Genomic DNA, 25,374 nt, shown 5'->3' with positions numbered 1-25,374 from the left:
AAAAAGCGTACATTCCGCAGCGAACATCCTCGATACGACAGCTTTCTGCGCTTTACGACGTAACGAACCGACATGGCACGCCCACTGCACACGCCCTCCCGGGCTTTTCCAATTCGCAGCGGGAGAAACGCATGAACACACAACTCAAACCGACGTTGGGCACGCTGCATTTGTGGGGGATCGCGGTCGGGCTGGTGATTTCCGGCGAGTACTTCGGCTGGAGTTACGGCTGGGGCGTAGCCGGAACGCTCGGCTTTCTGGTGACCTCGTTCATGGTCGCGACCATGTACACCTGCTTCATTTTCAGTTTCACCGAACTGACTACGGCGATTCCGCACGCAGGCGGGCCTTTCGCCTACAGTCGCCGCGCCTTCGGTGAAAAAGGCGGACTGATCGCCGGCCTGGCGACGTTGATCGAGTTCGTCTTCGCACCTCCAGCCATCGCCCTGGCCATTGGCGCTTATCTCAACGTGCAGTTCCCCGCCCTCGACCCGAAACATGCAGCGGTCGGCGCGTACATCGTATTCATGGGCCTGAACATCCTCGGCGTAAAACTGGCGGCGACCTTCGAACTGGTGGTGTGTGTGCTGGCAGTCATCGAGTTGCTGGTATTCATGGGCGTGGTCGCCCCGGCGTTCAGCTTCAGCAATTTCGCCCTCAATGGTTGGGCCGGCTCAGATGCGTTCGGTGCACCGGCCATCGCCGGGATGTTTGCGGCGATCCCCTTCGCAATCTGGTTCTTCCTCGCCATCGAAGGCGCGGCCATGGCCGCCGAAGAAGCCAAGGACCCGAAACGGACGATTCCCAAAGCCTATATCAGCGGCATTCTGACCCTGGCATTGCTGGCCATGGGCGTGATGTTCTTTGCTGGCGGCGTCGGAGACTGGCGGAACCTGTCGAACATCAACGACCCATTGCCGCAAGCGATGAAAGCCGTGGTCGGTGAAAGCTCCGGCTGGCTGCACATGCTTGTGTGGATTGGGCTGTTCGGGCTGGTGGCGAGTTTCCACGGGATCATCCTCGGCTACTCACGACAGTTCTTCGCCCTTGCCCGCGCAGGATACCTGCCGACCTATCTGGCCAAACTGTCACGCTTCCAGACGCCGCATCGGGCAATCATCGCAGGCGGCCTGATCGGCATCGCGGCTATTTACAGCGACGGGCTGATCAACCTCGGCGGCATGACCCTGACCGCCGCGATGATCACCATGGCGGTATTCGGCGCTATCGTGATGTACATCATGAGCATGCTGAGCCTGTTCAAACTGCGTAAAACCGAACCGAACCTGGAACGGACTTTCCGTGCGCCCGGCTACCCACTGGTACCGGCGACTGCCCTGGTATTGGCGGTGGTCTGCCTGGTGGCGATGGCCTGGTTCAACGCGCTGATCGGGGCGATCTTCCTCGGTTTCATGGCGGTCGGTTTTGTCTACTTCCTGCTCACCGCGCAGCTGCGTGCCGACGCCCCTGCCGATGCAATGCTGACCGGTCTTTGATGAGGTGCCCCAGGCAGAACAGGCCTAGAATGGAACCATAGAGAAACGCCGTGACTCAAAATGGATAGGCACGGCGTTGACGCGAAACCATTCGCGCCAACACCTGTCCTTAAGGAGAACCCTATGCCTTGGTATGCCTGGTTGATTCTGGTGGTTGCTATCGGATCGATCGTCGGTGGCTTGATGATGCTGCGCGACACCGCGAACAAAGTGGAATTGACCGATGAGCAACGTAAACGCGTCGCTGAGCGCAACGCCGAAGCGGACTCCAAGGATGCGCAGGACCGTTAGATCAAAAGATCAAAAGATCAAAAGATCAAAAGATCGCAGCCTTCGGCAGCTCCTACGCGGAATATGCGTTTCCCCTGTAGGAGCTGCCAAAGGCTGCGATCTTTTTGCTTTTGCTCTTATTTTTCCCAAGCCGCCTTGGCGATGTGCAATCCGTGCAGTCCTTTATAAGCCGCACGCTCCGGCTGGCTCCAGCCCTCAAGTAATGAATCCTCCAACCGGTAAATCTCTACTCCCAGCGGCCGGCAGACACTTAACGGGTCCTGCGCATTCGGCCCCCACATCGGCAGCGACAAATCGCCCCCCGGGCAGGTCGACAATGCACACAGCAGATCGATCTCGGCGAAGAACTCCAGGTAGTCGCCCTTCTGCGCCGGACAGGCCTTCATGAAGTACATATCGTCGTGGTTGAGCCCCGTGCACTGAAAGATGTTCAGCACGTCATGCACGTCGAACTCGGTCAGACCGTGAGGTAACACGGCGCGGGTCAGGTTCGAATGGCAGTGGTGATGGAAATCCTCGCCGGTGAGCATTTTGTTCACATAGGGATCACAGCGCGTGCCCAGCAGATCGTGCAAACGTCCGCCGTGTTCGTCGATGCCATAGTTGGCCAGGCTGTCGTCAGTGATGGTCACCAGCGGGCGCAGAAAGGGCAGGTTCGACCAGAGCCGATCATGGGTGCTGACGTGAGCCCCCTGCAATTGCCGGGTCCGTGCAGCCCACAGCCGTTCGCGCGGGTCGTTGGCATTCCAGACGTTGAAGTCCCCCACTTGCGGGCCCACCGGTGTGGTCACACGGAACACATGCCCCGCCGGAACGTGCCAGGCGCGGCCGGTGCGGATCGGCACTTCGAATTGCTCGATCAGCGTGCGCCCGGCCGGTGTATCGCGGATCCGCTCGTAGAAGGCTTTATCGACCTGCAACGCCGAACCCTTACTGACCTGATAAGCCGCGGGATAGTCTTTGTACATGGCATGAGTCCTCGATCAGTGACGGGAAGGATGGTTGAACAACTCAAGCAGTTGCTGTTCGGAGTCGTCGAGATAATCGCTCAAGGCGTCGTAAGCGCCGGGCTTGTCGCCTTCGACCAGCAAAGCGTGAATGAGCCGGTCGCGCTCAAGCCAGGGTGCCTGGAAGCGGGACTCGTCAGGCGCCGCACTGAACACCAGACGCAGTTGCGCAACGACATTGGTAAAGAATTCATCGAACAGCGGGCTGCGTAACAAACCGACAATGTGTTGATGAAAACGCAGGCTGTGGGTGCCGACAGCCCGCCAGTCTTCACGCTCGCGGGCCAGTTGCGCGGCTTCAATGGCTTCGATCATGTGATCGGATTGGTATTCGCGCAGCGGTCGGCTGGCACTGATGGCCTGTAACTCGAGCGTGCGTCTGACCTGGAACAGGTCGCGCAGCTGATCGGCGCCGAGCTGACGAACCATCACGCCTTTATTTCGGACATAAAGGGTCAGGCCCTCCTGCCCCAAGCGGTGCAGCGCTTCGCGGATGGTATTGCGCGAGGCGTTGTAGGCAACCACCAGATCGCCTTCCACCAACGCCCGCCCCGGCAGCAAACGACCGCCAATGATGTCGGCGCGCAACTCCAGTGTGATGTGGTCAGCCAGGGACAGTCCGCTACTCATACTCATCGCCTCAGGATTGTTCAACAATCGTCAGTCAATGAGTAGTCACTATTCATGCCAGTTTCAACCTGCACGCCATGCCTGGCGCGCAATGCAAAACGGCGACCCTTGGGTCGCCGTTTTCGTTACTGACTGTATTGTTTGCCCAATCCCGGTGGTACACCATGGATATCGATCTCTTCCCACGGCCCGTTCGGGCTGATCGAACGACTCCAGCCGTTGTTCCAGCGGTAGTAGGTGCGCTGGCGGTAGAAGGTGTCGGTCTGGTTGTCGAGGACGTAAACACCGAGTTTCGCATCCCAGTGGCTGTTGCCGCCCGGTGGTGGTGCGAAGCTTGCCGAGGTACGCGGCTGTGGCTTGCCGGGCTTGTTTGGGGTCACCGGTTTGCCAGGGGCGGTCGTCGGTTTGCTGCCCGGGTACGATGACGGAATCGGCGGCAACCGCTCTTCATGTGACGGCGGCTGGACCGCACATGCACTTAACCCCAAGACAAGACCGAGCAGGGTGATACGAGCGATGGCGGTCATAGCGGATTCCTGATTATTTGTCTGGGCTGTCGATGGTCAATTGTTGCGGCGCGGTAGTGCTGCTGGCCAAAGGCTCGCTGCGACCGACCCACTCACCGGCAGTCGGCTGGCCGGCACGGGATACGCGCGCGACCAGTTGGACTTCAGGAAAGTTCGACAGTTTCAATTGCGGCATCATTGCGTCGGCATCGCCCAGCTCGACGGTCACAGGCAGGTCGGCAACGGTCAGGCGCTTGGCCGCCAACGGAGCCGGAGGACCTGAGGTTGCGCGAGCGAAGATGAACACGCTGTCACCTGGCTGTACCTTGGCTTTCACGTTTGCCGCCAGATCAACCGTCACTTTCAGCAGCGCTGCTGGCTTGGCCGCTACGACTGGCGCCTTGGCGACAGTACCACCGTTCGCTTGCAGTTTTTCGGTTGCCCGTGCAATACCACCTTCCAGTGCGCTGCGCGAGTTATCCTCTGGCGGCAGTTGCGCCAGCAGACGACTCCAGTAGTCGATGGCCTCCTGATAACGCTCGCCTTCGAAAGCCGCGATGCCCAACAGTCCAAGGCTGGTGACTTCTTTAGGATCGGCTTTCAGTGCTTCGTCGGTCAGCGCCTGGATCTTGTCCGACCACTTTTTGTTGTCGGCAAAGTACTGCGCCTGGGCCCACTGGCCGAGCAATTCAGGCTGACGGCCAGCCAACGCCACGGTGCGTTCGAAGATCTTCGCTGCATCAGCTGGACGGTCCTGAGCCATGTAGGTACGACCCAGGAAATACAGGCCTTCGGCCGAATCCGGTTGAGCCGCAACAGCGCGTTCAAGACGACGGGTCATCTCTTCCATCGATTGCGGTGCCTGGGCGAATTCGCGGGTCAGTTCAACCTTGTCGCTGGCGCCGAAATTCAGGTACAGCCCCAGGCCCAACACCGGCACCAGGATCGCTGCGAGCAGTGGCAATGGCTTGCCCAGACGGGAAACCCGGCCCGTGTCGGCACCTTCGGTATCGGCCAGAAGCTCACGAGCCGCTTCGTCACGGCCGGCGCTCATTTGCGTCGCATCAAGCACGCCTTCGGCCTGTTGAGCCTGTAACTCAGCCACGCGCTCCTGGTAAAGCGCCACGTTCAGCGCGGTACGATCCTCTTCACGCTGGGCGCGACGGCCACGCAGAATCGGAATCAACAAAAAACTCAGGGCAACCAGTAGAAGCAGACCTGCAGCGAGCCAGAAATCAATCATTCTTGGTGTTATCCAACAGTTGGTCGAGGCGCTTGCGCTCATCAACAGAAAGCGTGTCTGTACCTGCCGTGCGCTCGGCACGACGGCGACGGACGATTACGGCGATCACCAGCACGCCACCGAGCAACAACCCGGCCGGGCCAAACCACAGCAATGCCGTCTTGCTGTTCAGGGCTGGCTTGTAGCGCACGAAATCGCCATAGCGGTCGACCATGAAGTCGATGATCTGCTGGTTGTCCTTGCCCTCGCCGAGCATGCGGAAAATCTCTTTGCGCAGGTCAGCGGCGATCGGTGCGTTGGAATCGGCAATGTCCTGATTCTGGCACTTGGGGCAACGCAGTTCCTTGGTCAGTTCGTGAAAACGCTCGCGCTCGGCGTCATTGGCGAACACGTAAGTGTCGATCGCCGCGTGAGCGACACCGGCAATACTCAGGCCGAGTACGGCGGCAGCAATCCAGCGCTTCATAGCTTGGCCTCATCGACCAGCGCCTGATACTTGGCCGCCAGTTTTTCGCGCCAGACCACTTCATCGATCACCCCGACGTACTTGTCGCGGATGATGCCTTTGGCGTCGATGAAAAAGGTTTCCGGAGCGCCGTAAACGCCGAGATTCAAGCCCAGGGAACCGGCCTCGTCACGGATGTCCAGCAGGTACGGGTTGTGGAACTCGACCAGCCACTTCAAGGCATCGGTGTTGATGTCCTTGTAGTTGACGCCATAAATCACCACGCCCTGCTGGGCCAGTTTGTTCAGCACCGGATGCTCGACCCGGCAGGAAATGCACCAGGTGCCCCAGACATTGACCAGTGCCGGTTTGCCCAGCAGATCAGCGCGGGTCAAGGTCTTGTCGCCTTGCACAGCCGGCAGGGAAAACTCGGGGAACGGCTTGCCAATCATCGCCGAGGGCAGCTCGGCCGGGTCCAGGTAGAGACCCCGGTAAAGAAACACCGCCACCACCAGAAACAGCGCCAGTGGCAACACCATTAACCAACGTCTCATGCAGTGGCTCCCGTCATGCCCAGCGCTTCACGCACGCGACTTTTCACCTTGACCCGATAACGACGATCCAGCGCCGCCAGCAACCCACCGAAACCTGTCAGCAAACCGCCGAACCAGATCCAGCGCACGAACGGCTTGACGTGCACGCGTACGGCCCAGGCACCATTCTCCAGCGGCTCGCCGAGCGCCACGTAGAGGTCGCGGGTGAAACCGGCGTCGATGCCGGCTTCGGTCATCATTGAGTTTTGTACGGTGTATAGACGTTTTTCCGGGTGCAGCACCGCGACTTCCTTGCCCGACCGGATCACCCGGATAGTGCCTTTGTCGGAGGTGAAGTTCGGTCCTTCGAAGTGCTTGGCGCCTTCGAAAATGAAGTGATAACCGGCAAGATCCATCGACTCGCCCGGTGCCAGGCGCAGATCGCGCTCGGCGCTGTTCTGGCTCGAAAGCACCACGCCCAAGGCGCACACGGCGATACCCAGGTGCGCAACCTGCATGCCCCAATAGCTGCGGGTCAGGCTCGGCAGGCCTTTGATCAGGCCCTTGTTGCGCGTCTTGTCGAAAATGTCACGCACACCGGCCAGCAATACCCAGGCCGCGAGCATGAAGGTCGCCAGCACGGCCCAGTTGAAGTCGCCATAAGCGATCCCGGCCACGACCGCCAAAGCAGTGCTGCCGAGCAACACCGGGGTCAGCATGTTCATCAGCCATTTCACCGGTGTGTCTTTCCAGCGCACCAGCACACCGACGGCCATCACCACCATCAGCAACGCCATCAACGGAATGAATAACGCGTTGAAATACGGCGGGCCGACCGACATCTTGGCGCCGCTCAGGGCATCGAGCACCAGCGGATACAAGGTGCCGAGCAGAATCATCGAAGCCGCGACCACCAGCACCAGGTTGTTGCCCAGCAGCAGGGTTTCACGCGACCACAGGTTGAAGCCGACATGGCTCTTGACCACCGGCGCGCGCAGGGCGAACAGCGTCAGCGAACCGCCGACCACAAACAACAGGAAGATCAGGATGAACACGCCCCGCGCGGGGTCCGAGGCAAACGCGTGCACCGAGGTCAGCACGCCGGAACGTACCAGGAAGGTTCCCAGCAGGCTCAGCGAGAACGCGGCAATGGCCAGCAACACGGTCCAGCTTTTGAACACACCGCGTTTTTCAGTCACCGCCAACGAGTGAATCAGCGCCGTACCGACCAGCCATGGCATGAACGAGGCGTTTTCCACCGGGTCCCAGAACCACCAGCCGCCCCAGCCGAGTTCGTAGTAGGCCCACCAGGAGCCAAGCGTGATGCCGATACCCAGGAACGCCCAGGCGACGATCGTCCAAGGTCGCGACCAACGTGCCCATGCCGCATCCAGACGACCGCCGAGCAAGGCAGCAATCGCGAAGGCGAAGGCCACCGAGAAACCGACATAACCCATATAGAGCATCGGTGGGTGAACGATCAGGCCAATGTCTTGCAGCAACGGGTTGAGGTCATGACCGTCAGTGGGAATCTGCGGCAGAATCCGTGCGAACGGGTTCGAGGTGAGAATCAGAAACAGCAGGAAACCGGTGCTGATCATGCCCATCACCGCCAGCACGCGAGCCAGCATGACCTGCGGCAACTGCCGGGAAAAGATCGACACGGCGAAGGTCCAGCCGCCGAGAATCAACGCCCAGAGCAGCAAGGAACCTTCGTGGGCACCCCACACCGCGCTGAACTTGTAGTACCACGGCAAGGCGCTGTTGGAGTTGTTGGCGACATAACCCACCGAAAAGTCATCGGTCATGAAGGCGTAGGTCAGGCAGCCGAAGGCGAACAGCAGAAAAGTGAACTGGCCCCATGCCGCTGGCTGGGCCAGGCCCATCCACATGCGGTCACCGCGCCAGGCACCGAGCAATGGCACGGTGGCCTGAACGATGGCAAAGCACAGGGCGAGAATCATCGCCAGATGGCCCAACTCGGGAATGAAGATGCCTGAGGTCATGGATCAACCCTCCTTCGCGGGTGTTGGAGCAGATTGACCACTGTCTTTGAGCGCTTTTGTCACTTCTGGCGGCATGTATTTCTCGTCGTGCTTGGCCAGCACTTCATCAGCCACCACCACGCCGTCCGCATTCAGTTTGCCCAGTGCAACGATGCCCTGCCCTTCGCGGAACAGGTCCGGGAGGATGCCGCGGTAGGTGATGGTCACGGATTTGTTGAAGTCGGTGACGATGAATTTCACGTCCAGCGAATCGCCGGAGCGTTGCAGCGAGCCCTTCTCGACCATGCCGCCAGCACGAATGCGCGTGTCTTGCGGGGCTTCGCCACTGGCGATTTGGGTCGGTGTGTAAAAGAGGTTGATGTTCTGTTGCAAGGCACTAAGGGCCAGGCCGACAGCTGCACCAACACCCACCAGAATCGCGAAAATAATGACAAGACGCTTTTTACGCAGCGGATTCACTTGCTGTTCTCCCGGCGCAGACGACGCGCCTCTTGTTGCAGGTAACGCTTGCGGGCCAGGATCGGCGCAGCCACGTTGAGAGCCAGTACCGCCAGGCAGATGCCATAAGCCGACCAGACATAAAGACCGTGATGGCCCATGGCGAGGAAGTCGCCGAATGAAGCAAAACTCATTACGCGGCCTCCAGGCTGTTTTGCACTTCGGCCTTGACCCAGCTTGCACGGGCTTCGCGCTTGAGCACTTCAAGGCGCATGCGCAGCAACAGCACGGCGCCGAAGAAACAGTAGAAACCCAGCACCGTCAGCAGCAACGGCAGCCACATTTCGGCCGGCATTGCCGGTTTTTCGGTGAGGGTGAAGGTTGCGCCCTGGTGCAGGGTGTTCCACCACTCCACCGAGTACTTGATGATCGGGATATTGATCACGCCGACAATCGCCAGCACCGCGCAGGCCTTGGCCGCGCTGTCACGATTGCTGATGGCGTTGCCCAGCGCAATGAGACCGAAGTACAGAAACAGCAGAATCAACATGGACGTAAGTCGTGCATCCCAGACCCACCACGAGCCCCAGGTCGGTTTGCCCCAGATTGCCCCGGTGACCAGCGCCACGGCGGTCATCCAGGCACCGATCGGCGCTGCGCATTGCAGGGCGACGTCCGCCAGTTTCATCTTCCACACCAGCCCGACAATGCCGCAGACCGCCAGCATCACGTAGCAGGACTGCGCCAGCATGGCGGCCGGTACATGAATGTAGATGATTCGAAAGCTGTTGCCTTGCTGGTAGTCCGGTGGCGCGAAGGCCAGGCCCCAGACCACGCCGACGCCGATCAGCAGCAACGCCGCGACGCTCAGCCAGGGCAGCAGCTTGCCGCTGATGCCGTAAAACCATTTGGGCGAGCCGAGCTTATGAAACCAGGTCCAGTTCATTGCTGTTTCCATCACGGTTGCTTTCCGTTGTCACGAAAAGTCAGGGTCTGCCTTTTTTAAAAAAAGCGGTCAAAAAACAACCAGACCTCATTATTATTCGCCGACGCTGATCTTCAGGCCAGCAGCTATTGCAAAGGGTGTCAGGGTTATCGCCAGGGCGGTCAGGCTACCAAGCCACAGCAAATAACCGGTTGCCGGCATGCCCTGCAAGGCAGCCTGTAAAGCGCCACTGCCGAGAATCAACACCGGGATGTAAAGCGGCAGAATCAATAATGCCAGCAGCAAGCCGCCGCGCTTCAATCCGACCGTCAGCGCCGCGCCCACCGCACCGAGCAAGCTCAGTACCGGTGTACCGAGCAATAGCGACAAGAGCAAAACCGGCAGACAGGCGGCAGGCAAACCGAGCATCAACGCCAGTAACGGGGCAAGCAACACCAGTGCCAAGCCGGAAAACGCCCAGTGTGCCAGCACCTTTGCCAAAACCAGAAGAGGCAGGGGGTGCGACGAAAGGACCCACTGTTCAAGGGATCCGTCCTCGAAATCACTGCGGAAAAGCCCGTCCAGCGAGAGCAAAACCGATAAAAGGGCCGCTACCCAGACCAGCCCCGGTGACAAGGTTTGCAACAATTGTGTCTCAGGTCCGACCGCCAATGGAAACATTGAGACAACAATGGCGAAGAATACGAGGGGGTTGGCCAGCTCGGCAGGACGACGACACAGCAAACGCGCCTCACGGGCGACCAACAGTGCAAAAACACTCATACGGCCCACTGCCCCAAATCGATGTCGCGGTAACCGGCCGGCATCCGGGTCAACGTGTGGTGAGTGGTCAGAATCACCATGCCACCTCGCTCGCAGTGTACGGCCAGGTGTTCTTCCAGCTGGGCGACGCCTTGTTTATCCAGTGCGGTAAACGGCTCGTCGAGAATCCACAACGCCGGACTGTCCAGATACAAGCGGGCCAGAGCCACGCGGCGTTGCTGGCCGGCGGACAGGGTGTGACAAGGAACATCTTCGAAACCGCGCAGTCCTACCGCTGCCAGCGCCTGCCAGATCGCCTCATGAGTGGCGGGCTGGTGCAACGCGCACAGCCAGCTGAGATTCTCTTCGGGAGTCAGCAGGTCCTTGATTCCGGCGGCATGGCCGATCCATAACAGGTTGTGGGCCAGTTCCGGGCGTTGCGTGTTCAAGGGCTGGCCGTTGAGCAATACCTGGCCACTGGTCGGCTGCATCAAGCCGGCGAGCAGGCGCAGCAGGCTGGTCTTGCCGCTACCGTTAGGGCCGCTGATCTGCAACATGTCACCGCGGCCCAGACGCAACTCGAGGTTTTCGAAGAGCATCCGCCAGTCTCGCTCACAGGCGAGCGCTACGGCTTCTAGTAGAGGGCTGGTCAAGAGATCGCGGGCCTTTACGGTTCAAGTCGGCAATGGAGCGGCCGTTAAAGTGATGCAGCATAGATGCATTGACGGCCTGTTCTAGAGAGCTGCGTCAAACATTTGCGATGTTTTCCGCACCCCGACAACAACGGGGCGGCATTATACATGTCATGTCCTACTCCAAAGAGGGCAATTTCGACAGGGTGTGACCTGATGACCGGCGACATGAACATCCTTCCACTGCCCGCTATGACGCCGGCCACCTCGCGCCCGCTCGTGGTCGGTGGTGAGTTGCTCAAGCTGCAGACCCCGGTGGAAGGCTTAATCGCCGCTGGCCAGAGCGCAAGCGCTGAAGTGCTGTCGCTCAAACAGAACGACCAGACTTTTCAGCTGCTGCTCAAGGTCACTCTGGACGGTGGCCGTCAGACCACCGTGCAAGCCACCAGCAACCAGCCCCTGCCTCAAGGCACCAACCTGACGGTCAGCCAACCTTCGGCCGGGAGCCTGGCGATCACGGTGCAACAGGCCATCGCGTCCAACATCGCCACCCTCACCCGTCTCGACACCTCACAACTGCCGGTCGGCACCTTGCTGCAAGGTAAAGTCCTGACCACCCAGCTAATGCCGCAAACACCGGGGCAGCCGGCGGTGTATCGCTCGTTGGTGAGTTTGCTCAATACCGCGCTCAGCGGCAGCACCTTGAGTATCGACAGCCCACAACCATTGCGCATCGGCAGCCTGCTCAGCGCCTTGGTCCAGGGCGCGCAAAGCCTGAGTTTCGTGCCACTGGCCAGCCGTCAGGATCAACTGGCAGTAACCCAGCAGCTGCTGACCCAGCAAAGTCGCCAAGGTTCGTTGAGCGGGCTGATCGATGCCCTGCAAAACCTGCCAGACTCCGACACCACCTCCGACGACCTGCGCGCCGCCGTCGACAAACTGCTCGCCGACCTGCCAGACGTTCAGCAACTGAGCACCCCCAAAGGCTTGGCGCAGACGCTGGCCAACAGTGGGTTGTTTCTGGAAAGCAAACTGCTCGCCGGACAGAACCCGGCACTGACGCCGGACATGAAAGGCAACTTGCTGCGATTGATCGCACAATTGGCCCCCGGCCTGCCGGCCAATACCAGTTTCAACGCGGTCATCGCTGCCAACACCTTGGCGCAGGCGCTTCCAAGCTTTGTCCGCAGCGCCCTCGGCACCCTCGGGCAGGTCAGCGCCAAACCCCAGCCAAGCAGCTTCCCCCTGCCCTCGCGTCTGCTGCAAAGCCTGGAGGGTGAAGGCGACCTGGAACACTTGCTGCGCTTAGCCGCAGCGGCCGTTTCCCGCCTGCAGAGCCATCAACTGTCGAGCCTGGAACAGACCGGCATGACCGAGGATGGCAAGCTGCAAACCACCTGGCAGTTGGAAATCCCCATGCGTAACCTGCAAGACATCGTGCCGTTGCAGGTCAAGTTTCAACGCGAGGACACCCCCGAAAAGGAACAACACGAAAAACCTGTCGAGCGCGAGCCGAAACAACGGCTCTGGCGAGTCGAGCTGGCGTTCGACATGGAACCGCTCGGGCCACTGCAGATCCAGGCGCAGTTAGCCCAAGGCAAACTCTCCAGCCAGCTCTGGGCCGAGCGGCCTTATACCGCCAGCCTGATCGAAAGCAACCTGGATGGCTTGCGCGCGCAGTTGCTGGCATCGGGCCTGAATGTTGGCGACCTGAATTGCCACCTCGGCACACCACCCCAAGGCAATCAAACCCGCCTCGAACAACGCTGGGTCGACGAAACCGCATGAACAACCCCACGCCACCGCGCCAAGCTATCGCCCTCAAGTACGACGGCAGCCACGCCCCGACGCTCACCGCCAAAGGCGATGACGAACTGGCCGAAGCGATTCTGAAGATCGCCCGCGACTATCAAGTGCCGATTTATGAGAACGCCGAACTCGTGAAGTTGCTGGCGAGGATGGAGCTGGGTGAAAGCATCCCTGAAGAGCTCTACCGCACGATTGCCGAGATCATTGCGTTTGCCTGGAAACTCAAGGGCAAGTTTCCGCAAGGGCACGGTTCAGAGGCAGCAATGGTGGAGCGGGATGTGACAGATCGAGGAGAGGATTACTGAAGTTGATCGTTCCCACGCTCTGCGTGGTAACGAAGCCCGTGACGCTCTGCGTCACATTCAAGGGCGGACGCAGAGCGTCCAGAGAGGCATTCCCACGCGGAGCGTGGGAACGATCCCATGCAGCAATCAGTTCTTGTGCAACTTGCTCATCAACTCCGCCTCTGCCTGGGTCAGGCCGCAGGACTGGGTCAATTCGTCGACGCTGGCGCCCATCCCCACCAGGCGGGCTGCCTGAGCGAATGACAGGCTCGACGGGTCGCGCTGCTCAAGCTGGGCCAGCTTGTCCGGCAAGGGGCCGACCACCGCACGCAGTTCATGCAGGTCTTCACCCATGCGCACGTTACCGTTCTGGTAGTCGTCGACACGCTTGGCCAGGTCCTTGATGCGCTGATCTCGCAACGCATCGCCCTGGGCTTGCAGCGCTGCCAGCTCTCGCTGTTTACGCGTGTAAGCCAGGAACATCGCCAGGGTCCCTACCCACAGGAGCCCCAGTACTATGACAGCAACCTCGAGAATCAATCAGATACTCTCCAGTTCCGACCACTCTTCTTCGCTCATCATTTTGTCCAGCTCGACCAGGATCAGCAACTCGTTGTTCTTGTTGCACACGCCCTGGATGAACTTGGCCGATTCTTCGTTACCGACGTTAGGCGCGGTTTCGATCTCGGACTGACGCAGGTAAACCACTTCAGCCACGCTGTCGACCATGATCCCGACCACTTGCTTGTCGGCTTCGATGATCACGATACGGGTGTTGTCGCTGACTTCGACAGTGCCCAGGCCGAAGCGCTGACGGGTGTCGATCACGGTCACCACGTTGCCGCGCAGGTTGATGATGCCCAGCACGTAGCTTGGCGCACCCGGAACCGGAGCGATTTCGGTGTAGCGCAGGACTTCCTGAACGCGCATCACGTTGATGCCGTAGGTTTCATTGTCCAGTTTGAAGGTTACCCATTGCAGGATCGGATCTTCGGAACCCTTTGCAGACGACGCCTTATCATTCATACCCTGACCCCTCGAAAAACCGCCTGTGGCGGTGTGTGTTCTGCCCGGCCGCACTGTGTATGCGGCCAGCTGCTTGTTATGTAGGTTTGTGGGCCGGCTTAGCGCCACCCATGTGCTTGGCACCACCGCTGGCGATCAACTCCGCCAGCTCCGAGACATCCAGCAACGCACACATGTGCTCGATCACCGTCCCGGCCAGCCATGGCCGTTGACCCCGATGGCTGCGCCATTTGATTTCGTTCGGGTCCAGGCGCAACGAGCGGCTGACCTGATGCACTGCCAGCCCCCACTCATAGCCCTGAACCGAGATCACGTATTGCAGGCCCTGGCGGAAGTCATCGCGATAACGATCAGGCATGACCCAGCGCGCGGTATCCAGCACCTTCAGGTTGCCGGCCTGGCTTGGCAGAATCCCGAGAAACCATTCCGGCTGACCGAACAATGGCGTCAGCTCATGACCGGCCAACGAGTAAATCGAACCGAGGCACACCAGCGGCACGGCCAGAGTCAAACCGGCGACGTCGAACAACAGGCATTCAAACGGTTCGGCAGCCCAGCTTGGCCGGTCATCACCAACCACCGGCGGTGGGGTGTTGCTCGGCGGCAGATGGATGTCGACGACCGGCTCGACCAGCGCTTTGAGCAAGGGAGCGACCGTTGAAACCGGCGCCAGAATGGGTGCAGGTGCTTCCAGTACCGGCACGACAACGGGCGCCTCGGCAACCGGAGCTACAACGGGAGGCGCAACCACTGGCTTTTGTGCATCGCGAGCCTGCTCTTCGAGCACCGCAGCCTGGAACTCGTCCAGTGAGGCTTCAGCCTCAATGGCTTCGACGACCTCGGCGACTTCTACAACCTCGGGTAATACCTCGACTTCTGACGGCCACTCCTCGGTCGCGTCTTGCAACAACGCATCCAGATAGGACTGCAACGCCAGTTGTGGTCGACTGGTGATTTTTACTGGCCGGTTCATTGGCACACTCCCCCGGCAGAAATCGGCTTCATCTCAAGCCACCTGCGGAACAAGTTGCTGCGCCAGCAAATGCTTGAGCAGTGCGCGGTACGCCAGCACACCACGGCTCTTGCCGTCGAACTGCGAAGGGGTCAGGCCGGCACGGCTGGCATCACGCAGTCGGGTATCGACCGGGATGTAGCCTTGCCAGATCTCTTCCGGGTACATGTCGCGCAGCACCCGCAAGGTTCCCAGCGAGGCTTGGGTGCGACGGTCGAACAGGGTCGGTACGATGCTGAACGGCAGTGCTTGTTTACGCGAACGGTTGATCATCGCCAAGGTGTTGACCATGCGCTCCAGACCTTTCACTGCAAGATGCTCGGTCTGCACCGGAATCACCAACTGCTGGCTGGCCGCCAAGGCATTGACCATCAACACACCCAGCAACGGTGGGCTGTCGATCAACGCGTAATCGAAGTCCTGCCACAATTGCGCCAGGCTCTTGGCGATCACCAGGCCCAGGCCACTCTGCCCCGGCGACTGGCGCTCGAGGGTGGCGAGCGCGGTGCTCGACGGCAACAGGGAAATACGTTCGTCGCTGGTCGGCAGCAACAGCTGCCCGGGCAAGCCTTGTGGCACGCTGCCCTTGTGCAGAAACAGGTCGTAGCTGCTGTGTTCCAGGCTGTCGGGGTCGTAACCGAAGTAGCTGGTCATGGAGCCGTGCGGGTCGAGATCGACCACAACCACGCGCTTGCCCGCCTCAGCCAGCAAACCGGCTAAAGCGATGGAGGAAGTGGTTTTACCGACACCACCCTTTTGATTGGCGACTGCCCAGACTCTCATTCAGATTGTTCCTCCCGGTCGAATCAATACAACCGAGAAATAGCTCAACGTTATAAGCCGGGTGACGGAGAATTGACGGCACTCACGTGTCCCGGCGACTTGACAGTCGTCGGTGCAGTTTGTGTGCCAGCACGCTTCAACGCGGCGTCCGGTTTTGCATTAGCGGTTCCGGTACCGGTCAGGCTGCGACGTACATCGAGATTGCGCGACACCACCAACACCACGCGCCGGTTACGTGCACGCCCTTCGGCAGTCGCGTTATTGGCCACAGGCTGGAACTCGCCGTAACCCACCGAGGCCAGACGCCCGGGGTTGACACCTTGCATGGCGAGCATGCGCACAATGCTCGCCGAGCGGGCCGAGGACAGTTCCCAGTTGGTCGGGTACTGCGCCGTGCGGATCGGTTGATCGTCGGTGAAGCCTTCAACGTGAATCGGGTTGTCGAACGGCTTCAGAATCGCCGCGACCTTGTCGATGATGTTGAATGCGATATCGCTGGGCATGGCATCGCCGCTGCCGAACAACAGGCTCGAGTTGAGTTCGATCTCGACCCACAACTCGTTGCCACGCACGGTCATCTGATTGGAACTGATCAAATCGCCAAACGCCGCACTGATGTCATCGGCAATACTCTTGAGCGGATCCTTGCTGGCCTGGGCAATGCCGGCATCGATCTGCTCGCTGTCCTTGACCAGCGGCTTGGCCGGGGTAACCGTCTTCGGACGCTCTTCGCCGATGGGGATCGGCTTGAGGGCACGGTCAGAGTTGGTAAAGACCCCGACCAGCGCTTCGGAAATTTCCTTGTACTTGCCTTCGTTGATCGAAGAGATGGAGTACATCACCACGAAAAAGGCGAACAGCAGTGTGATGAAGTCCGCGTAGGACACCAGCCAGCGCTCGTGGTTGACGTGTTCATCGTGCTGACGGCGGCGTGCCATAGTCCATTACCCCCATCAGTCCATGAAGCCCTGAAGCTTCAACTCGATGGAGCGAGGGTTTTCACCTTCGGCAATCGACAGAATGCCTTCCAGCAACATTTCGCGATAACGCGACTGCCGCAACGCGATGGACTTGAGCTTGCTGGCAATCGGCAACAGCACCAGGTTGGCGCTGGCCACGCCGTAGATGGTCGCGACGAAGGCCACGGCAATGCCGCTGCCCAGCTGCGACGGATCACCCAGGTTGCCCATGACATGAATCAGGCCCATGACCGCACCGATGATACCGATGGTCGGCGCATAGCCGCCCATGCTTTCAAAGACTTTGGCGGCTTCGATGTCACGGCTTTCCTGGGTGTAGAAATCCACTTCGAGGATGCTGCGAATCGACTCGGGCTCGGCGCCGTCGACCAGCAGTTGCAAGCCTTTGCGCGAGTAGCTGTCGGGTTCGCTGTCCGCTACCCCTTCGAGCCCGAGCAAACCTTCCTTGCGCGCGGTGAGGCTCCAGTTGACCACACGGTCGATACCACCGGCGAGGTCGACGCGAGGCGGAAAGAGGATCCAGCGAAGAATCTGCATGGCGCGCTTGAAGGCACTCATCGGCGACTGTAACAACGCAGCACCAATGGTCCCGCCGAGCACGATCAATGCCGCCGGGCCGTTGGCCAAGGCACCGAGATGCCCACCTTCCAGGTAGTTGCCACCAATAATGGCGATGAACGCCATGATGATCCCGATGAGGCTTAAAACATCCATCAGATGCACGCCTCGGCCAGGTGCTTGCCGATATCGTCGAGGCCGTAGATCGCGTCTGCCAGATCGGCTTTGACGATCGCCATCGGCATGCCGTAGATCACGCAACTGGCTTCATCCTGAGCCCAGACCGCACTGCCGCCCTGCTTGAGCAGACGCGCACCTTCGCGACCGTCGGCGCCCATGCCGGTAAGGACTACCGCCAGAACTTTGTCGCCGTAGGACTTGGCCGCTGAACCGAAGGTGATGTCCACGCACGGTTTGTAGTTCAGACGCTCGTCGCCCGGGAGGATTTTCACCGCACCACGGCCGTCGATCATCATTTGCTTGCCACCCGGCGCCAGCAAGGCCAGGCCCGGACGCAGGATGTCACCATCCTCAGCTTCCTTGACGCTGATCCGGCAGAGCTTGTCCAAACGCTCGGCGAAAGCCTTGGTGAAGGCCGCCGGCATGTGCTGGATCAGCACGATCGGCGCCGGGAAGTTTGCCGGCAGCTGTGTCAGCACCCGTTGCAACGCAACCGGGCCGCCGGTTGACGTACCAATGGCAACCAGTTTGTAGGCTTTGCGTTTCGGGGCCGGCGACGAGGCGCTGGCAACCGGCGCACGCGCGGGAGTCGGCGTCGGGGCCGGACGCGCGGGCGCAGCTGCACTGCTGCCGAAACTCGAAGGTGCCGGTGTCGGGGCTGGCGCGGCGGCTGGAGCCGGGGCGCTGTAGGCGCTGAAACGACGGTTACTGCGCGAAATGCTGTGGACCTTTTCGCACAGCAGTTGCTTGACCTTCTCGGGGTTGCGCGAGATGTCTTCGAAATTCTTCGGCAGGAAGTCCACCGCGCCGGCATCCAGTGCATCGAGAGTGACCCGAGCGCCTTCGTGCGTCAGCGAGGAGAACATCAAAACCGGGGTAGGACAGCGCTGCATGATGTGCCGCACCGCCGTGATGCCATCCATCATCGGCATCTCGTAGTCCATGGTGATCACGTCTGGCTTGAGGGCCAGGGCCTGATCGATCGCCTCTTTACCGTTGGTCGCCGTACCGACAACCTGGATACTCGGATCCGCTGAAAGAATTTCCGAGACGCGGCGGCGGAAAAAACCAGAATCATCCACCACCAGGACTTTGACTGCCATAAACACTCCGTTAGACGGAGCGAGGCTCAGTCGCCCCGCTCCGCCAGAATCAAATACGCCGTGCGGCGTAACGCTTGAGCATGCTCGGAACATCGAGAATCAGGGCGATGCGGCCGTCACCGGTAATGGTGGCGCCGGACATGCCCGGGGTTCCCTGAAGCATTTTGCCCAATGGCTTGATGACCACTTCTTCCTGGCCCACCAGCTGATCGACGACAAAGCCGATCCGCTGAGTGCCCACCGAAAGGATCACCACGTGGCCTTCACGCTGCTCTTCGTGAGCGGCGGAGCTGACCAGCCAGCGTTTGAGGTAGAACAGTGGCAGCGCCTTGTCCCGCACGATCACCACTTCCTGACCGTCGACCACGTTGGTGCGCGACAGGTCGAGATGGAAAATCTCGTTGACGTTGACCAGCGGGAAAGCAAAGGCCTGGTTGCCGAGCATGACCATCAGCGTCGGCATGATCGCCAGGGTCAACGGGACCTTGATGACGATCTTCGAGCCTTTGCCCTTGGTCGAGTAGATATTGATGGTGCCGTTGAGCTGGGCGATCTTGGTTTTCACCACGTCCATGCCCACGCCACGACCGGACACGTCGGAGATCTCGGTTTTGGTCGAGAAACCCGGCGCAAAGATCAGGTTGAAGCAGTCGGACTCGCTGAGACGGTCCGCCGCATCCTTGTCCATCAGCCCTTTCTTCACGGCGATACTGCGCAAGACATCAGCGTCCATGCCCTTGCCGTCATCAGAGATGGACAGCAGGATGTGATCGCCTTCCTGTTCTGCGGACAGAATCACTTTGCCGCTGCGAGGCTTGCCCATCGCCTCACGATCAGTCGGTTCTTCGATACCGTGGTCGACCGAGTTACGCACCAAGTGGACCAGCGGGTCGGCCAGGGCCTCGACGAGGTTCTTGTCGAGGTCGGTTTCTTCGCCGACCAGTTCCAGGTTGATCTCTTTCTTGAGCTGGCGCGCGAGGTCGCGAACCAGACGCGGGAAGCGCCCGAAGACTTTCTTGATCGGCTGCATCCGGGTCTTCATCACCGCGGTCTGCAAGTCGGCCGTGACCACGTCGAGGTTCGACACGGCCTTGGACATGGCTTCGTCGCCGCTGTTGAGCCCCAGACGAACCAGACGGTTACGCACCAGTACCAGTTCGCCGACCATGTTCATGATTTCGTCGAGACGTGCGGTATCCACCCGTACGGTGGTCTCGGCTTCACTGGCCGGTTTTTCCGGTGGCGGTGAAGCCGGTGCACGAGCTGGAGCCGGTGCAGCAGCGGCAGCAGGCTTCGGCGCTTCGGCTTTTGGCTCGGGCGCTTTAGCCACAGGTGCTGGCGCTGCAGCCTTGGCAACTGGCGCCGCCACCGAAGCAGCAGAACCTGTGCCGACCTCCGTGAACTTGCCTTTGCCATGCAGTTCGTCGAGCAGCGATTCGAACTCGTGATCGGAGATCAGATCGCTACCTGCGGCTGCAGCCGTAGGTGCCGCAGGTGCCGGAACGGCAGCAATTGCCGATTCCAGAGCATCAACGGCGAAGTTGCCTTTGCCATGCAACTGATCGAGCAGTGCTTCGAATTCGTCGTCGGTAATGTCGGAGCTGTCGCCTGCCGCTTTCGGGGCAGCCGGCGCGGCTGGCGCTGCCACCGCATCGACAGCGAACTGACCCTTGCCGTGCAATTGATCGAGCAACGACTCGAACTCGGCATCGGTAATTTCATCGCTGCCGGCAGCCACTTCAGGTGCCGGGGCGACAGGCGTCCCCGCTTCGGCTTGCGCCTTGACCGCGTTCAGCGAATCCAGCAGCAGTTCGAATTCATTGTCGGTGATGTCGCCCGATTCGCTTTCAGCGGCAGGTGTTTCGACCACTTCAGCAACCGGTTGCGCCACATCGGCCGTTTGAGGCTCGGCCAGACGGGCCAGAGCCGCCAGCAGTTCCGGTGTAGCCGCAGTGATCGGTGCACGCTCGCGGACTTCGCTGAACATGCCGTTCACCGCGTCCAGCGCTTCGAGAACCACGTCCATCAGTTCCGAGTCGACGCGACGCTCACCCTTGCGCAGGATGTCGAACACGTTCTCGGCGATGTGACAGCACTCCACCAGCTCGTTGAGCTGGAGGAAGCCGGCGCCCCCTTTTACAGTGTGAAAACCGCGAAAAATTGCATTGAGCAAATCCGCATCATCTGGTCGGCTTTCCAGCTCGACCAGCTGTTCGGACAGTTGCTCTAGAATCTCGCCGGCCTCAACCAGGAAATCCTGAAGGATCTCTTCATCGGCGCCGAAGCTCATTAAGGGGGTGCTCCTGAGGTCTAAAAACCTAAAAAACCTAAAATGCTAAAACTCTAAAATCCTAGGCTGGATAACAAATCGTCCACATCGTCCTGACCGGACACAACGTCTTCTCTTTTATCGGCATGAATCTGCGGACCTTCACCCTGAGAGAGATGTTTTTGCGGATCTTTTTCAGCCAGCATCGCTTCATGGTCATGTTCGATGCCCGCAAAGCGGTCTACCTGACTGGCCATGAGCACGAGCTTGAGCAGGTTGCTTTCGACTTCGGTGACCAGTTGAGTCACGCGCTTGATCACCTGACCGGTTAGATCCTGGTAATCCTGTGCCAGCAGAATATCGTTGAGGTTGCCCGAGACGACCTGGCTCTGCTCGACGCTACGCGTCAGGAAACCGTCGACACGCCGGGCCAGTTCGCGGAACTCTTCGGCACCGACTTCGCGGCGCATGAAACGCCCCCAGTCCGCGCTCAAGGCCTGGGCGTCAGTGCTCAGGCCATTGACCAGCGGAGTACTGTTCTCGACCAGATCCATGGTGCGGTTCGCGGCCGCTTCGGTCAGTTTGACCACATAGGACAGGCGCTCGGTGGCGTCCGTAATCTGTGAGACTTCCTCGGCTTGCGGCATGTTCGGGTCAATCTGAAAATTGACGATCGCGCTATGCAGCTCGCGAGTGAGCTTGCCCACCTCCCGGTACAGGCCGCGATCACGGGTCTGATTGAGCTCATGGATCAGTTGCACAGCGTCACCGAACCTGCCCTTTTCAAGGCTTTCGACCAGTTCGTTAGCGTGTTTTTTCAGGGTCGACTCGAAATCGCCCTGTGAAGATTCTCTTTGCTCCATAGCTCCCCCCGTGGCGCAGTGGCTCTGCACATCAACCGATGCGTTCGAATATTTTTTCGATCTTCTCTTTCAACGCCTGGGCCGTGAAGGGTTTGACCACATAGCCGTTTACACCGGCTTGAGCGGCTTCGATGATCTGCTCGCGCTTGGCTTCGGCAGTGACCATCAGCACCGGCAGGTGCTTGAGCTTTTCATCGGCGCGCACGTGGCGCAGCAAATCGATACCGGTCATGCCAGGCATGTTCCAGTCCGTTACCAGAAAGTCGATGCTCCCGCTGTTGAGGACGGGAATGGCGGTAATACCGTCGTCCGCCTCGACCGTGTTGGTGAACCCAAGGTCACGCAACAGGTTTTTTATGATCCGCCGCATCGTTGAGAAGTCATCAACGATGAGGATTTTCATGTTCTTGTCCAATTCGACCTCCAAGCAGTCTTAAACGCGTTCAGCACCTGAACACGCCATTCAATCAATCAGGCAGAGCACTCGACGACTGTCTGGAGCACAACGGATGAAGACCGGCACAGCGTTACGCCCTGCCTGTTTCGTTCGCAGTGTCCCCACACTGCTGTCAGCGCGCTCGCCACTCCCCCAAACGCCCCCGCAAACGGGCCGCGCACTGGCTGTGTAACTGGCTGACCCGCGATTCACTGACCCCCAGGACCTCACCGATTTCCTTGAGATTCAGCTCTTCGTCGTAGTACAGCGCCAACACCAGTCGCTCACGCTCCGGCAAATTGGCAATCGCATCCGCCAGTGCAGCCTGGAAGCGTTCATCTTCCAGGTCGCGCGACGGTTCGAGATGAGCACTCGCGCCATCCTCGTGCAGCCCTTCATGCTCGCCGTCCTGCAACAGATCGTCGAAGCTGAACAGGCGACTGCCCAAGGTGTCATTCAAAATCCCGTAATAATCGTCGAGACTCAATTGGAGTTCGGCCGCAACCTCGTGATCTTTAGCGTCACGCCCGGTTTTAGCTTCAATTGAGCGAATCGCGTCACTCACCATCCGGGTATTGCGGTGTACCGAGCGTGGCGCCCAGTCACCCTTGCGGACTTCATCGAGCATCGCACCACGGATACGGATCCCCGCGTACGTCTCGAAACTCGCGCCTTTGCTCGCGTCATATTTGGTCGACACTTCAAGCAAGCCGATCATGCCTGCCTGGATCAGGTCTTCGACCTGAACACTGGCCGGCAAGCGCGCCAACAGGTGATAGGCAATACGTTTTACCAGTGGCGCGTAACGCTCGATCAGTTCGTACTGCGCGTCACGCGCCGACTTCTTGTACAGGTTGTAACCGCTGGCTGTCATAGAACCGGACCCGCAGTTTGCTGCACCAGACGCTCGACGAAAAACTCCAGGTGCCCACGCGGGTTGGCAGGCAACGGCCAGGTATCGACTTTCTGCGCGATGGCCTTGAATGCCAGCGCACACTTGGAGCGAGGAAACGCTTCATACACGGCGCGCTGCTTCTGCACGGCCTTGCGCACGCATTCGTCGTAAGGCACCGCACCGACGTATTGTAAGGCGACGTCGAGGAAGCGATCCGTGACCTTGGTCAACTTGGCGAACAGATTTCGTCCTTCCTGCGGGCTTTGTGCCATGTTGGCCAGCACGCGGAAGCGGTTCATGCCGTAATCGCGGTTGAGCAGCTTGATCAGCGCGTAGGCGTCAGTGATCGACGTCGGCTCGTCGCAAACCACCAGCAACACTTCCTGGGCGGCGCGAACAAAACTGACGACCGACTCACCAATACCCGCCGCCGTGTCGATCACCAATACGTCGAGGTTGTCGCCAATGTCGCTGAATGCCTGAATCAGGCCAGCATGCTGGGCCGGGCTCAGGTGAACCATGCTCTGGGTACCGGACGCTGCTGGAACAATACGAATTCCGCCCGGCCCCTGAAGTAATACATCGCGCAGTTCACAGCGGCCTTCGATGACGTCGGCCAGCGTACGCTTGGGCGTGAGCCCCAGCAGGACGTCGACGTTCGCCAGTCCCAGATCGGCGTCCAGCAGCATGACGCGCCGGCCGAGCTCAGCAAGAGCCAGGGACAAGTTCACTGACACATTAGTCTTCCCGACGCCACCTTTGCCGCCGGTCACTGCGATCACCTGTACGGGATGCATGCTGCCCATGTTCGTTCTTTACCTTGTCTTGCTTAGACGCGGACTACATGACTGGCTGCGCGCTCACTTGGGAACAATGCATGGCAGGCCATCGATGTAGATACAAATCTATTCATTATTACCTCAGCCGACGCGCTTGGCCGGGCTGTGGTAGAGGTCAGCGAACATATCAGCCATGGCTTCTTCGCTGGGTTCTTCCTGCATCTGCACGCTTACAGCGCGACTGACCAACTGATGCCGGCGCGGTAAATGTAGATCATCCGGGATCCTTGGCCCGTCAGTCAGATAAGCGACAGGTAATTCGTGGCTGATTGCCAGGCTCAACACCTCGCCCAGACTCGCTGTTTCATCCAGTTTAGTCAGGATGCAGCCTGCCAGCCCGCACCGCTTGTAACTGTGATAAGCGGCAGTCAGCACCTGCTTCTGGCTGGTAGTGGCCAGCACCAGATAATTCTTCGACTTGATCCCGCGACCGGCCAGGCTTTCCAGCTGCATGCGCAACGCCGGATCACTGGCCTGCAGACCGGCGGTGTCGATCAACACCACACGCTTGCGCAACAGTGGATCAAGGGCTTGCGCCAGCGACTGGCCCGGATCGACGTGAGTCACCGAGACATTGAGGATACGCCCCAGGGTCTTGAGCTGTTCCTGGGCTCCAATGCGAAAGCTGTCCATGCTGACCAGCGCGATGTTCTGCGCGCCGTACTTGAGCACGTAACGCGCGGCCAGCTTGGCCAGCGTCGTGGTTTTGCCCATGCCGGCAGGGCCGACCATGGCGATCACGCCACCCTCTTCCAGTGGCTCGATCTCCGGAGTCACGATCATCCGCGCCAGGTGCGCCAACAGCATGCGCCAGGCCTGACGGGGTTCTTCAATTTCAGTAATCAGTTCCAGCAGATCGCGCGACAGCGGACCGGACAGGCCAATGCGTTGCAGGCGACGCCACAGGTTGGCTTGCTGCGGGCGACTGCCTTGCAGCTGGTTCCAGGCCAGCGAACCCAACTGCACTTCGAGTAATTCACGCAGGCCATTGAGTTCGAAACGCATCGAGTCGAAAGCCCGCGGGTCAACCCCGGCAGACGGTGCAGACGCTGGAGCAGGACGCGGCCGCTCAGCATAGGTCGGCTCGATCAACGGTTCCGCAGCGGTCAGCGGCAGGCCGGCAAACAACTGGCGATTGGTGCTGGCGCTCGCATCACCTTCACCATCGCCACGCAGGCTCAATTCAGCCTGAGCCGTGACGATCCGCGACTGGGTCTTGCGCAACTCGTCTTCGAGTTCAATGTTCGGTACACGCGGGGCCAGCGCCGACAGCTTGTAATCCAGGGCCGCCGTCAGCTCGACACCACCGGCGATCCGGCGATTACCGATAATGGCGGCATCAGCGCCCAGCTCATCGCGAACCAGCTTCATGGCCTGACGCATATCGGCGGCGAAAAAACGCTTAACTTGCATAAACCACTAC

At 59.8% G+C, this 25,374-nt stretch carries 29 protein-coding genes; 4 read left to right on the top strand and 25 right to left on the bottom strand.

Annotated elements, in window-relative coordinates; genetic code table 11:
• Positions 1-131: 131 nt before the first annotated feature.
• On the top strand, positions 132-1,496 hold the full coding sequence (eat, locus tag BK658_RS21265; protein WP_123584030.1) for an ethanolamine permease: 1,365 nt from the start codon (positions 132-134) through the stop codon (positions 1,494-1,496).
• A 123-nt stretch (positions 1,497-1,619) separates the two neighbouring features.
• A complete protein-coding gene (locus BK658_RS21260) occupies positions 1,620-1,787 on the top strand; it encodes a DUF2897 family protein (protein ID WP_123584029.1) in 168 nt (55 codons plus the stop codon).
• Positions 1,788-1,903: 116 nt separating this feature from the next.
• On the opposite strand, the gene BK658_RS21255 is transcribed toward BK658_RS21260, so the two are convergent.
• The 12 genes from BK658_RS21255 to ccmA all read right to left on the bottom strand — a co-directional run bounded on the left by BK658_RS21255 (position 1,904) and on the right by ccmA (position 10,881).
• Positions 1,904-2,755 (bottom strand): urea carboxylase-associated family protein, encoded by an 852-nt coding sequence (locus BK658_RS21255; RefSeq protein WP_123584028.1) that lies wholly within the window; start codon positions 2,753-2,755, stop codon positions 1,904-1,906.
• A 15-nt stretch (positions 2,756-2,770) separates the two neighbouring features.
• Positions 2,771-3,424, bottom strand: a complete 654-nt coding sequence (locus BK658_RS21250; protein WP_123584027.1) for a GntR family transcriptional regulator — start codon at positions 3,422-3,424, stop codon at positions 2,771-2,773.
• 125 nt (positions 3,425-3,549) lie between these two features.
• Positions 3,550-3,951 (bottom strand): hypothetical protein, encoded by a 402-nt coding sequence (locus tag BK658_RS21245; RefSeq protein WP_123584026.1) that lies wholly within the window; start codon positions 3,949-3,951, stop codon positions 3,550-3,552.
• A gap of 13 nt (positions 3,952-3,964) precedes the next feature.
• Positions 3,965-5,173: a c-type cytochrome biogenesis protein CcmI gene (gene ccmI, locus BK658_RS21240; protein WP_123584025.1), complete on the bottom strand. Its 1,209-nt coding sequence runs from the start codon at positions 5,171-5,173 to the stop codon at positions 3,965-3,967.
• Positions 5,166-5,639, bottom strand: coding sequence for a cytochrome c-type biogenesis protein (locus BK658_RS21235; RefSeq protein WP_019692350.1), 474 nt, complete (start codon positions 5,637-5,639; stop codon positions 5,166-5,168). The genes ccmI and BK658_RS21235 overlap by 8 nt, the downstream gene beginning before the upstream one ends.
• Positions 5,636-6,172: a DsbE family thiol:disulfide interchange protein gene (locus tag BK658_RS21230; RefSeq protein ID WP_123584024.1), complete on the bottom strand. Its 537-nt coding sequence runs from the start codon at positions 6,170-6,172 to the stop codon at positions 5,636-5,638. Before BK658_RS21230 ends, BK658_RS21235 begins: the two co-directional genes overlap by 4 nt.
• Entirely contained in the window at positions 6,169-8,157 is a 1,989-nt protein-coding gene (locus BK658_RS21225; RefSeq protein ID WP_123584023.1) for a heme lyase CcmF/NrfE family subunit, read from the bottom strand. Before BK658_RS21225 ends, BK658_RS21230 begins: the two co-directional genes overlap by 4 nt.
• Before the next feature lie 3 nt (positions 8,158-8,160).
• Positions 8,161-8,616 (bottom strand): cytochrome c maturation protein CcmE, encoded by a 456-nt coding sequence (gene ccmE / locus BK658_RS21220; RefSeq protein ID WP_123584022.1) that lies wholly within the window; start codon positions 8,614-8,616, stop codon positions 8,161-8,163.
• On the bottom strand, positions 8,613-8,789 hold the full coding sequence (gene ccmD, locus BK658_RS21215; RefSeq protein ID WP_019692354.1) for a heme exporter protein CcmD: 177 nt from the start codon (positions 8,787-8,789) through the stop codon (positions 8,613-8,615). Before ccmD ends, ccmE begins: the two co-directional genes overlap by 4 nt.
• Positions 8,789-9,541, bottom strand: coding sequence for a heme ABC transporter permease (locus tag BK658_RS21210; RefSeq protein ID WP_123584021.1), 753 nt, complete (start codon positions 9,539-9,541; stop codon positions 8,789-8,791). Before BK658_RS21210 ends, ccmD begins: the two co-directional genes overlap by 1 nt.
• A gap of 93 nt (positions 9,542-9,634) precedes the next feature.
• Positions 9,635-10,303 carry a heme exporter protein CcmB gene (ccmB, locus tag BK658_RS21205; protein WP_054596311.1) on the bottom strand — a complete coding sequence of 223 codons (669 nt, stop codon included), beginning with the start codon at positions 10,301-10,303 and terminating at the stop codon, positions 9,635-9,637.
• Positions 10,300-10,881: a cytochrome c biogenesis heme-transporting ATPase CcmA gene (gene ccmA, locus BK658_RS21200; protein ID WP_259740123.1), complete on the bottom strand. Its 582-nt coding sequence runs from the start codon at positions 10,879-10,881 to the stop codon at positions 10,300-10,302. The genes ccmB and ccmA overlap by 4 nt, the downstream gene beginning before the upstream one ends.
• 249 nt (positions 10,882-11,130) lie before the next feature.
• On the opposite strand from ccmA, the gene fliK reads away from it, so the two are divergent.
• Complete coding sequence (fliK, locus tag BK658_RS21195) at positions 11,131-12,702, top strand: flagellar hook-length control protein FliK (protein WP_123584019.1); 1,572 nt, start codon at positions 11,131-11,133, stop codon at positions 12,700-12,702.
• A complete protein-coding gene (locus BK658_RS21190; protein ID WP_123584018.1) occupies positions 12,699-13,028 on the top strand; it encodes an EscU/YscU/HrcU family type III secretion system export apparatus switch protein in 330 nt (109 codons plus the stop codon). The genes fliK and BK658_RS21190 overlap by 4 nt, the downstream gene beginning before the upstream one ends.
• Before the next feature lie 126 nt (positions 13,029-13,154).
• Here the strand turns inward: BK658_RS21190 and BK658_RS21185 are convergent, their stop codons facing one another.
• From BK658_RS21185 to flhF, 13 genes are all read right to left on the bottom strand, one after another.
• Positions 13,155-13,547, bottom strand: coding sequence for a DUF2802 domain-containing protein (locus BK658_RS21185; RefSeq protein WP_123584017.1), 393 nt, complete (start codon positions 13,545-13,547; stop codon positions 13,155-13,157).
• Positions 13,548-14,033 (bottom strand): chemotaxis protein CheW, encoded by a 486-nt coding sequence (locus BK658_RS21180; protein WP_019692361.1) that lies wholly within the window; start codon positions 14,031-14,033, stop codon positions 13,548-13,550. It lies immediately after the preceding gene.
• Positions 14,034-14,109: 76 nt separating this feature from the next.
• Complete coding sequence (locus BK658_RS21175) at positions 14,110-15,006, bottom strand: CheW domain-containing protein (RefSeq protein ID WP_123584016.1); 897 nt, start codon at positions 15,004-15,006, stop codon at positions 14,110-14,112.
• A 33-nt stretch (positions 15,007-15,039) separates the two neighbouring features.
• A complete protein-coding gene (locus tag BK658_RS21170) occupies positions 15,040-15,828 on the bottom strand; it encodes a ParA family protein (RefSeq protein WP_054596306.1) in 789 nt (262 codons plus the stop codon).
• Between the two features lie 50 nt (positions 15,829-15,878).
• Positions 15,879-16,766: a flagellar motor protein MotD gene (motD, locus tag BK658_RS21165; protein WP_123584015.1), complete on the bottom strand. Its 888-nt coding sequence runs from the start codon at positions 16,764-16,766 to the stop codon at positions 15,879-15,881.
• 15 nt (positions 16,767-16,781) lie between these two features.
• On the bottom strand, positions 16,782-17,522 hold the full coding sequence (locus BK658_RS21160; protein WP_054596304.1) for a flagellar motor protein: 741 nt from the start codon (positions 17,520-17,522) through the stop codon (positions 16,782-16,784).
• A complete protein-coding gene (locus BK658_RS21155) occupies positions 17,522-18,649 on the bottom strand; it encodes a protein-glutamate methylesterase/protein-glutamine glutaminase (protein ID WP_123584014.1) in 1,128 nt (375 codons plus the stop codon). Before BK658_RS21155 ends, BK658_RS21160 begins: the two co-directional genes overlap by 1 nt.
• A gap of 49 nt (positions 18,650-18,698) precedes the next feature.
• Positions 18,699-20,939 (bottom strand): chemotaxis protein CheA, encoded by a 2,241-nt coding sequence (locus BK658_RS21150; RefSeq protein WP_123584013.1) that lies wholly within the window; start codon positions 20,937-20,939, stop codon positions 18,699-18,701.
• 53 nt (positions 20,940-20,992) lie between these two features.
• Positions 20,993-21,781 carry a protein phosphatase CheZ gene (locus BK658_RS21145; protein ID WP_123584012.1) on the bottom strand — a complete coding sequence of 263 codons (789 nt, stop codon included), beginning with the start codon at positions 21,779-21,781 and terminating at the stop codon, positions 20,993-20,995.
• Between the two features lie 31 nt (positions 21,782-21,812).
• Positions 21,813-22,184, bottom strand: coding sequence for a chemotaxis response regulator CheY (locus tag BK658_RS21140; RefSeq protein ID WP_008006721.1), 372 nt, complete (start codon positions 22,182-22,184; stop codon positions 21,813-21,815).
• 166 nt (positions 22,185-22,350) lie between these two features.
• On the bottom strand, positions 22,351-23,091 hold the full coding sequence (fliA, locus tag BK658_RS21135; RefSeq protein WP_007894214.1) for an RNA polymerase sigma factor FliA: 741 nt from the start codon (positions 23,089-23,091) through the stop codon (positions 22,351-22,353).
• Entirely contained in the window at positions 23,088-23,918 is an 831-nt protein-coding gene (gene fleN, locus BK658_RS21130; protein WP_019692370.1) for a flagellar synthesis regulator FleN, read from the bottom strand. The genes fliA and fleN overlap by 4 nt, the downstream gene beginning before the upstream one ends.
• Before the next feature lie 114 nt (positions 23,919-24,032).
• Complete coding sequence (flhF, locus tag BK658_RS21125) at positions 24,033-25,364, bottom strand: flagellar biosynthesis GTPase FlhF (protein ID WP_123584011.1); 1,332 nt, start codon at positions 25,362-25,364, stop codon at positions 24,033-24,035.
• Positions 25,365-25,374 lie beyond the last annotated feature (10 nt).

The sequence above is a fragment of the Pseudomonas brassicacearum genome (assembly GCF_003732175.1).
GTDB lineage: Bacteria > Pseudomonadota > Gammaproteobacteria > Pseudomonadales > Pseudomonadaceae > Aquipseudomonas > Aquipseudomonas brassicacearum_G.
This window is presented reverse-complemented; position numbering and strand designations above follow the sequence as displayed.